Raw genomic sequence first — 8044 nt, 5'->3', positions numbered from 1 at the left:
GCGCCACCGCCGGCGGCCCAGGCGGGCTGCGCCGGGTCGTTGGGCTGCGCAGCGGCGGCGGCACCCCAGGCGGGGGCCGGCGGCTGCTCGGACTGGGTCGCCCATGCCGGCGCCGACGGGCTGGGCCGTGTCGGGGGCGGGGGTGCCCAGCCCAGGTCGGGGCCGGCGGCGTTCTGGCCGTTGTCCGGCTGCGCCGGGCGGTCGCCGTACGGCGCCGGTCCGCCGGCGCCCGGTGACACCTCGTCCGGCTCTTGGCCGGGTCGGTGCGGGCCCTCGGACGTCATGGGTGCGCCTCCTCCATCACATGTCGGCTCGCCGGTGCCGATCGGTCTCCTCGGCGTGGCTGCCGGCGTCACCGGCGTACCGCTGTGCCGGCTCCCCGCACGGTATCGGGTGGTGGCACGACACGTCCAAGGAGCACTGGTCGTCACTCACCGTGGCCGGTTGATGTCGAGCAGTTTTTGTCGGCTCGGCCTCTGCCGGGTCGGCGGGCGGCGACCGAAGCCCACCGTACCGGGCGCTGCGGCAGGGCGGAATCCCGGTGGTGGTGGTTGGGAAACGCCGATGGCCCACCCGGTGGGCCGGGTGGGCCATCGATCTGGAGGAGGTGAGGAATGTCGTGGAGCGTCAGCTCATGTGACGCTGGGCGATGACGAGGATCTCCTCGCGAACCGCCGGCGAGTTCGCCGAGCGCAGCGCGTGCTCGATGGCACGGGCGCGGCGGGTCGCGTCGCGGTGGTTGCGGATTCGCTCGATCATGCTCATTGGTGGGTCCCCCTAGCTATTCGGTTGTCAGCCCCTGATGCCTCTATTCAACAGCAGGAGCCGCCGAATTTCCATCGATTATTAGGTGAGCTGAGACACCTGCCTAACAATCAAAGGTCAACAGGCCATCTGGCCGATGGTTTCGTCGCCCAACGGACACGGCCGGTGTGCCGGGCGTTAACCCGTGGCACACCGGCCGTGGCTGGCGTTCGAAACGATCAGGTCCAGGCGAGCAGCGCCGCCTCCGGATCCGTGAGGAAGTCGCCGACGTCCCGCAGGAACTTCGAGCCCAGCTCACCGTCGATGATCCGGTGGTCGAAGCTCAGCCCCAGCGTGGTGACCTGGCGAACCTTGACCTTGCCCTTGTGCACCCAGGGCATCTCCCGCACCGCGCCGAAGGCCAGGATCGCGGACTCACCCGGCGGCAGGATCGGTGTGCCGGTGTCCACCCCGAACACGCCGACGTTGGTGATGGTCAGGGTGCCGCCGGACATGGCCGCCGGCGAGGTGCGGCCGGACTTCGCCGTCTGCACCAGGTCGGTCAGCGCGTCCGCCAACTCCCGCAGCGAGAGTCGGCCGGCGTCCTTGACGTTGGGCACGATCAGACCGCGCTCGGTGGCCGCCGCGATGCCGAGGTTGACGTACTCCTTGACCACGATCTCGTCGCCCGCCCAGGTCGAGTTGACCATCGGGTGCCGTTGTACCGCCAGCAGCACCGCCTTCGCCACCAGCAGCAGCGGCGAGACCCGTACGTCGCGCCACTCCCGTCGACCGCGCAGCCGGTCCAGGGCCTTCATCGCCCGGGTCACGTCGACGGTCAGGAACTCCGTCACGTGCGGGGCGGTGAACGCCGAGCGGGACATGTTCTCGGCGGTCAGCTTGCGGACGCCCTTGACCGGGATGCGCTGCTCCCGGTCCGCGCCGAAGCTGGGCGCGGTCGTCGCCGCGATCGGCTCGGCAACCACCACGCTCGCACCGCTCGCCGCCTGCTGCACGTCCTCCCGGGTGATCGAGCCAAGCGGCCCGGACCCGGTCAACGTGCCAAGGTCGACCCCGAGATCCTTGGCGAGCTTGCGCACCGGCGGCTTGGCCAGCACGCCGCCAGTGGCCGTCGCGGCCCGCCCGTTCTGAGCCGGCGCCGCTACCGGCGTGACCACCGGTGGTGGAGTCGGCGCGGTCGGTGCGGGAGCCGCCACGGCCTGTGCCGGGACCGCGCCCTTGCGGGGGCGACGCTTCGCGGCTGTCGTCCGTGGGCCGTAGCCGACCAGCACCGCCGTCCGCCCGCCAGGGGCCGCACCGCCGATCAGGCCGGGCTCGATCATGCCCTCGGCCGGTGCCACCTCCACCGCCGCCAGCGAGGCCGCCGACGGGGTGGGCAGGTCACCGCTGGGCGTGGCCGTGGTCGACGGCGCCTCCAGCGGCCCGGCACCCGGGTCGGTGTCGATCGCGATGATCGGCGTACCGACCTCGACCGTGGTGCCCTCCGGGTGGTGGATCGCCTGCACCTGCCCGGCCCACTTCGCCGGGATCTCCACTGCCGCCTTCGCCGTCTCCACCTCGACGATCGGCTGGTTCAGCTCGATGGTGTCGCCGACCTTGACCAGCCAGGCCAGGATCTCGCCCTCGGTCAGCCCCTCGCCCAGGTCGGGCAGGTTGAACGTCTTGATCCGGGACATGTCGCTCACCAGCCGAAGGTGCGGTCGACAGCGTCGAGCACCCGGTCGAGGTCGGGCAGGTACTCCTCCTCCACCCGGGCGGCCGGGTAGGGGGTGTCGAAGCCGGTCACCCGCAGCACTGGCGACTCCAGGGAGTAGAAGCACTCCTCGGTGATCCGGGCGGCCAACTCGGCGCCGAGGCCGATGTTGGACGGCGCCTCGTGCACCACGACCACACGGCCGGTGCGCTTCACCGACTCGTACGCCGCGGTCAGGTCCAGCGGCGAGAGCGAGCGCAGGTCGATGACCTCCAGCTCCCGGCCGTCCTCGGCGGCGGCGGTCGCCGCATCCAGACAGGTCCGCACCATCGGGCCGTAGGCCAGCACGGTGACGTCGGTGCCGGGCCGCACGACCCGGGCCGAGTGCAGGGGGTACGCGTCGGACAGCGGTGCATCCAGGTCGACCTGGCCCTTTTCCCAGTAGCGCCGCTTGGGCTCCAGGAAGACGATCGGGTCGTCCGAGGCGATGGCCTGCTGGATCATCACGTACGCGTCCTGCGGGTTGGAGCAGGTCACCACCTTCAGGCCGGCGGTGTGCGCGAAGTACGCCTCCGGCGACTCGGAGTGGTGCTCGACCGCGCCGATGCCGCCGCCGAACGGGATCCGGATCACCATGGGGATGCTGAGCCTGCCGCCCGAGCGGTAGTGCATCTTCGCCACCTGCGACACGATCTGGTCGTACGCGGGGTAGACGAAGCCGTCGAACTGGATCTCGCAGACCGGCCGGTAGCCACGGATGGCCAGACCGACCGCGGTGCCGATGATGCCGGACTCGGCCAACGGGGTGTCGATCACCCGCTGGTCGCCGAAGTCCTTCTGGAGACCATCGGTGATCCGGAAGACGCCGCCGAGCTTGCCGACGTCCTCGCCCATGATGACGACCTTGGGGTCGTTCTCCAGGGCGCGGCGCAGACCGGTGTTGAGGGCCTTGCCGATGGTGAGCGTCTCCGTGGCCATCAGTGGGCGCTCCCCTCGAACGACTCCATGTAGCGGCTGAACTTCGCGCGCTGCTCGTCGAGCAGCGGAGACCCGTTGGGGTAGACGTGGTCGAACATCGTCACCGGCTCCGGGTTGGGCATCTCGAGCACCCGCTCGCGCAGGTGCACCGACTCGCGGCGGGCCTGCTCGTCGACCTCGGCGAAGAAGTCCGCGTCGGCGATCTGCTGCTTCTCCAGGAAGGCCTTGACCCGGGCGATCGGGTCCTTGGCCTGCCACGCCTCGACCTCGCTGGCGATGCGGTAGCGGGTCGGGTCGTCGGAGGTGGTGTGCGCGCCCATCCGGTAGGTGTACGCCTCGATCAGGCTCGGGCCCTGCCCGAGGCGGGCGTTGTCCAGCGCGGTGCGGGTGACCGCGTACGTGGCGAGCACGTCGTTGCCGTCCACCCGTACGCCGGGGAAGCCGAAGCCGGCGGCCCGCTGGTAGAGCGGGACACGGGTCTGGCGCTCCAGCGGCTCGGAGATCGCGTACTGGTTGTTCTGGCAGAAGAAGACCAGCGGCGCGTTGAAGACGCTGGCCCAGACGAACGCCTCGTTCACGTCGCCCTGGCTGGTGGCGCCGTCGCCGAAGTAGGCGATCGCCGCCTCGCCGTCGTCGGTGCCGGTCTTGCCGTCGATGGTGATTCCCATCGCGTAGCCGGTCGCGTGCAGGGTCTGCGCGCCGATGACGATGGTGTACATGTTGAACTTGAACTCGTTCGGGTCCCAGCCGCCCTGGTCGACGCCGCGGAACAGGCCGAGCGGCATGATCGGGTCGATGCCCCGGCAGTAGAGGACGCCGTGCTCACGGTAGGTCGGGAAGGCCATGTCCTGGGTACGCAGCGCCCGCCCGGAGCCGACCTGGGCGGCCTCCTGGCCCAGCAGGCTGGCCCAGAGGCCCAGCTCGCCCTGACGCTGGAGAGCGGTCGCCTCGGCGTCCAGCTTCCGGACCAGCACCAGGTCGCGGTAGAGACCGCGGTATTCCTCGTCGGTGAAGTCGACGCGGTACTCGGTGCCGTCCGGCCCGGTGGCGCTGTCGATCCGCTCGCCTTCGGGGGTGAGTAGCTGCACCAGCGCGGGGTCGCCGGCCGCGCCCTTCCTGGAGCGGGATGCAGCCCGCCTGCTGCGGGTGGTGCCCCCGGGGTCGCCCTTTGCCATCGGTCTCTCCCTGTCGTGTCTGCGTCGGCACCGGGGGGTCACCCGGCCGCGCAACTCGTGCGCCTGCCCGGCTGCTGCCGGACCGGTTCCTGGCGGCCGCGCCTAGCCCCGGTGGGGGTTGCCGCACGGCGTGATCCGGGTTCTGGCCGAACCCGGATCGGGAGCGCCGGCGCTCAACCGCGCCTGCCGCGAGGGTGCGCGGAGGTCACGGCTGCGTTGCCGTCGTGCTCCATATTCGCAGAGCAGGTGAGCGCGCCCACAGTACGCCTGCCTCCGCAATCCCACCGCCCATGCTTTGACGCCGTTTGTCGCCATCATGCCGGCCCGCGTTTCCCATGCGTTGCGGCACGATTCGTCACCGTTCGGGCAGCACCGCGTGTCGACACGCGGTGGAGGTTGGCTGACCCACTGTGACTGCGCAAGGCTGATTCCCGCAGGATCGCGCCTATCGGGTTATTTGTCGGGTTTTTGCCCCGGCGGCGTCCATTCATGTCCTCCGACGGCCGACGACTAGGAGTGTGCGGTGTACGAGCCAGGTGACGGTCCCGGCACACCAGCGCTTGGTCGGCACCGGTCGGCTGGCGGCTATCGCCGGATGGTCGGTGTCCACCGGGCCGCCGGCGCCGGTGGCCCCTCCCGCGGTTACCTGCTCACTGTCGCGCTGCTGGCCGGCACGGCGTCGATGCCCATCCTCGCCGCGATCAGCGCGGGCTCGGCCACCCCGGGCAGCACCGCCCTACCGGACAGCAGCACCCCGTTCATGCCCACCCCGTCCGTCGGGCCGGTGGTGATCCCAATGCCGGTGACCAGCCAACCACCGCTTCCCCCGCTCGGCACACCCAGCGTCGGCCCGACCAGCGGCTGGCTGCCGGCCGCTCCGTCGCGTCCACGGGAAGGGCCCGCCGCCGCCGATCCCGGGCCCGTCCGGTGGACGACCGCCCCGCCGGTCGCACCTGGACCGACACGGAGCACCTCGCCACCGGTACCCCCGCCCGTCGCTCCGCCACCGCCGGTCGACCCCGACCCGACCGATCCGCCGGGCCCGGACCCGACCGACCCGGACCCGACCGATCCGCCGGACCCGGACCCGACCGACCCCGACCCGACCTACTCGCCGGGCCCGGACCCCACCGACCCGGACCCCACCGACCCGGCCGATCCCGATCCGACCCCGACCCTGACGGTGGACCCGACGCCCACACTGGACCCGACGCTGGGGCCGACACCCACGCCGACCGACGACGCGACCGCGACCGCCGTGCCGACCAGCACCCGGTCCGTCCCGGCCCCCACACCCACGCCGCCCGCGATACCGACCCGCCGACCCAGCCCGGCGATCCCGTCGCCGTCGGCCGTCGCCTCGAAGCCCCGCGTCAGCCCGGTGCCACTGGCCGGACCGACGTACCCGGCGGTGTCGCCGACGGTACGGTGACGATCAGGCGCGGCCCGTCCGGCGACGGCGGCGTCCGGCGGTAAGGCGCGTACCGGAGGGGGTGGCGTGGGCGGCGGTGCGGAACCCCGCCCGGTCACCACCAGGCCCGGCCCGGGGTTGCGGATCGCCCGGCTGGTCACCGAGGTGACCGCCCCGGCGGTGCTCGTGTCGCTGCTGATCATCACGGTGAGCTGGCACAGCGCCAGCCGCCCCGGTCAGGGCCTCGTCTGGGGTCTGCTCGCCACTCTCTTCGTCACCGGCATTCCGTTCGCCTACATCGTCGGCGGGGTACGCCGTGGCCGGCTCACCGACCACCACGTCGGCCGCCGGGAGCAGCGCCGGGCGCCGCTGCTGGTCGGCCTCGGTTCGGTCGCGGCGGGGCTCGCCCTGCTCGCCGTGCTCGGCGCGCCCCGCCCGGTGCTGGCACTGGCGGTGTCCGGCCTCGTCGGCCTCGTCGTCGCCGTGTCGGTCAGCCACTGGTGGAAGATGTCGATCCACTCGGCGGTGGCCGCCGGCACGCTGGTCATCCTGATGCTGACCTTCGGGACGCGGCTGGTCGTCGCCGTACCGCTGCTGGCGGTGGTCGGCTGGTCCCGGGTACGGCTGCGGGACCACACGGTGGCGCAGGTGCTGACCGGAGGTGCGCTCGGCGCCCTGATCGCCGCGGTGATCTTCGGCCTGCTGCGCTAGCCCGATCCAGGGTCCGCCGTGCTGACCCGCCCCGGGCGGGCGGCGCATAGCCGCCCACCCTCCGACGCCGTCAGGCGCCGTCGTCGGCGAGGCGGTGGCGGTTCGCCTCGATCCACGCGTCCAGCGCGGCCGGGTCGTCCGGGTCAACCCCGTCGGCCATCAGCTGCGCCACCGCGGCGGTGGCCGCGCTGCGCCGCTCACCGGTCGAGTAGAGGCGGGCGAACTCCGGCACCATCTCCTCGATCGCCTCGTCGGTGCGCGTCGCCGCCGCCTCGGGCAGCCCGCGCTGGCGCGACGCGTACCGCGCCCACGCCCGCAGCACCCGGGGGAGCATCGCCGCGTCGTCCATGTCCAGCACAGCCCGGCGGTGCACCCAGTCGAGCAGGAAGAGCCCGGACACCGCGGGACTCCAGCGCATCGGATCGGCATCCGGGAAGCTCGCCGAGTGGTCCAGCAGCAGGCTCAGGCAGAAGTGCAGGGAGGCCAACTCCGGGCCGTCGACGGCGTCCAGCCCGAAGCGGGCAGCCTCCGGCGCGGCAAGGAACCGCCGGACCAGGTCGGTGCGCTCGGCCGCGGAGAGCGGCTCGACCTCCGCCGGACCGGTCGGCTCGGCCGCGGTGGGCAGCATCGCCAACCGGGCCCCGACCAACGCTCGGTCGGTGGCGAGTGACCCCTCGCCGGGCAACTCGCCCAGGTCGTCGGTGACCGCCAGATGGCGAGCCACCTCGCCCCGGAACCGGGCTGGATCTTCGGTACGGAACCAGGTCAGCTCGTCGTCGGCGCACATCTGCCGGACCTGGTCCAGGATCCGTTCGGCCGGCCCGCCCACGAAGATGTCCTTGGTGATCCCAATGTTGTGGTCCACCAGGGCCACCAGCGCGTGCTCCGAGCCGCCCGACTCGTCGTCGTAGGCGAAGGTCGCGAGGTAGGAGGTCTGGTCGCCGTACACGTCTCCGTACGCCCAGGTGCCGGTGAGGTGCACCCGGCCGAGCTGGGCCGTCCAGGTGGGCGCCTGGCTGCCCGGGCGCACCCGATCGGTGCCCTCGGCAGTCGGGACGAGCGTGGCGAAGACCTGCCGGATGGTGGTCGCCGCTGCGACCCTGCGGCGGGCGGTGGCGGCGAGGAAGCCGGTGACGAACTCCCGTACGGCGGCGTCGCGGTCGGTCTCCGCGATCGCGTAGACACTGCCCAGCAGGGCGCTGCCGAGCATCTCGGCGTCGAGAGCGGACTCCAGCTTGGTCACGTCGCGTGCGGCGTGCAGCACCGCGTCGTAGGGGGTCTGAGGCGTGGCCATGCTCCGACCCTACGCCG

Annotated in this window: 7 protein-coding genes and 1 pseudogene; 2 read left to right on the top strand and 6 right to left on the bottom strand. The window is 72.2% G+C overall.

The features are described from left to right. From GUI43_RS26395 to pdhA, 5 genes and pseudogenes are all read right to left on the bottom strand, one after another. Positions 1 to 284: pseudogene (locus GUI43_RS26395) on the bottom strand (LppU/SCO3897 family protein); the annotation flags it as partial. A gap of 343 nt (positions 285 to 627) precedes the next feature. Beyond that, positions 628 to 765, bottom strand: a complete 138-nt coding sequence (locus GUI43_RS34005) for a hypothetical protein (protein WP_165435866.1) — start codon at positions 763 to 765, stop codon at positions 628 to 630. Positions 766 to 983: 218 nt separating this feature from the next. Next, entirely contained in the window at positions 984 to 2441 is a 1458-nt protein-coding gene (locus GUI43_RS26390; protein WP_112586427.1) for a dihydrolipoamide acetyltransferase family protein, read from the bottom strand. A gap of 5 nt (positions 2442 to 2446) precedes the next feature. Next, positions 2447 to 3436 (bottom strand): alpha-ketoacid dehydrogenase subunit beta, encoded by a 990-nt coding sequence (locus GUI43_RS26385; RefSeq protein WP_091396229.1) that lies wholly within the window; start codon positions 3434 to 3436, stop codon positions 2447 to 2449. Further along, entirely contained in the window at positions 3436 to 4611 is a 1176-nt protein-coding gene (pdhA, locus tag GUI43_RS26380; protein WP_091396226.1) for a pyruvate dehydrogenase (acetyl-transferring) E1 component subunit alpha, read from the bottom strand. Before pdhA ends, GUI43_RS26385 begins: the two co-directional genes overlap by 1 nt. Positions 4612 to 5134: 523 nt before the next feature. On the opposite strand from pdhA, the gene GUI43_RS34000 reads away from it, so the two are divergent. Then, positions 5135 to 6043 (top strand): hypothetical protein, encoded by a 909-nt coding sequence (locus GUI43_RS34000; RefSeq protein WP_170158789.1) that lies wholly within the window; start codon positions 5135 to 5137, stop codon positions 6041 to 6043. 66 nt (positions 6044 to 6109) lie between these two features. Then, the gene (locus GUI43_RS26370) at positions 6110 to 6733 is read left to right on the top strand and encodes a phosphatase PAP2 family protein (RefSeq protein WP_112586088.1); all 624 of its coding nucleotides are present in this window, start codon (positions 6110 to 6112) and stop codon (positions 6731 to 6733) included. A gap of 70 nt (positions 6734 to 6803) precedes the next feature. On the opposite strand, the gene GUI43_RS26365 is transcribed toward GUI43_RS26370, so the two are convergent. Then, entirely contained in the window at positions 6804 to 8027 is a 1224-nt protein-coding gene (locus GUI43_RS26365) for a hypothetical protein (RefSeq protein WP_112601129.1), read from the bottom strand. Positions 8028 to 8044: the final 17 nt, after the last annotated feature.

The sequence above is a fragment of the Micromonospora noduli genome, from assembly GCF_003264365.1.
GTDB classification, from domain to species: domain Bacteria; phylum Actinomycetota; class Actinomycetes; order Mycobacteriales; family Micromonosporaceae; genus Micromonospora; species Micromonospora noduli.
The sequence above is the reverse complement of the archived record's forward strand: the minus strand, read 5'-3'. Positions and strand labels throughout refer to the sequence as shown.

Bases quoted from the DNA above. Each gene is read 5' to 3' on its own strand.
- GUI43_RS34005 (WP_165435866.1), bottom strand. From the start codon at position 765: ATGAGCATGATCGAGCGAATCCGCAACCACCGCGACGCGACCCGCCGC.
- GUI43_RS26390 (WP_112586427.1), bottom strand. From the start codon at position 2,441: ATGTCCCGGATCAAGACGTTCAACCTGCCCGACCTGGGCGAGGGGCTG.
- GUI43_RS26385 (WP_091396229.1), bottom strand. From the start codon at position 3,436: ATGGCCACGGAGACGCTCACCATCGGCAAGGCCCTCAACACCGGTCTG.
- pdhA (WP_091396226.1), bottom strand. From the start codon at position 4,611: ATGGCAAAGGGCGACCCCGGGGGCACCACCCGCAGCAGGCGGGCTGCA.
- GUI43_RS26365 (WP_112601129.1), bottom strand. From the start codon at position 8,027: ATGGCCACGCCTCAGACCCCCTACGACGCGGTGCTGCACGCCGCACGC.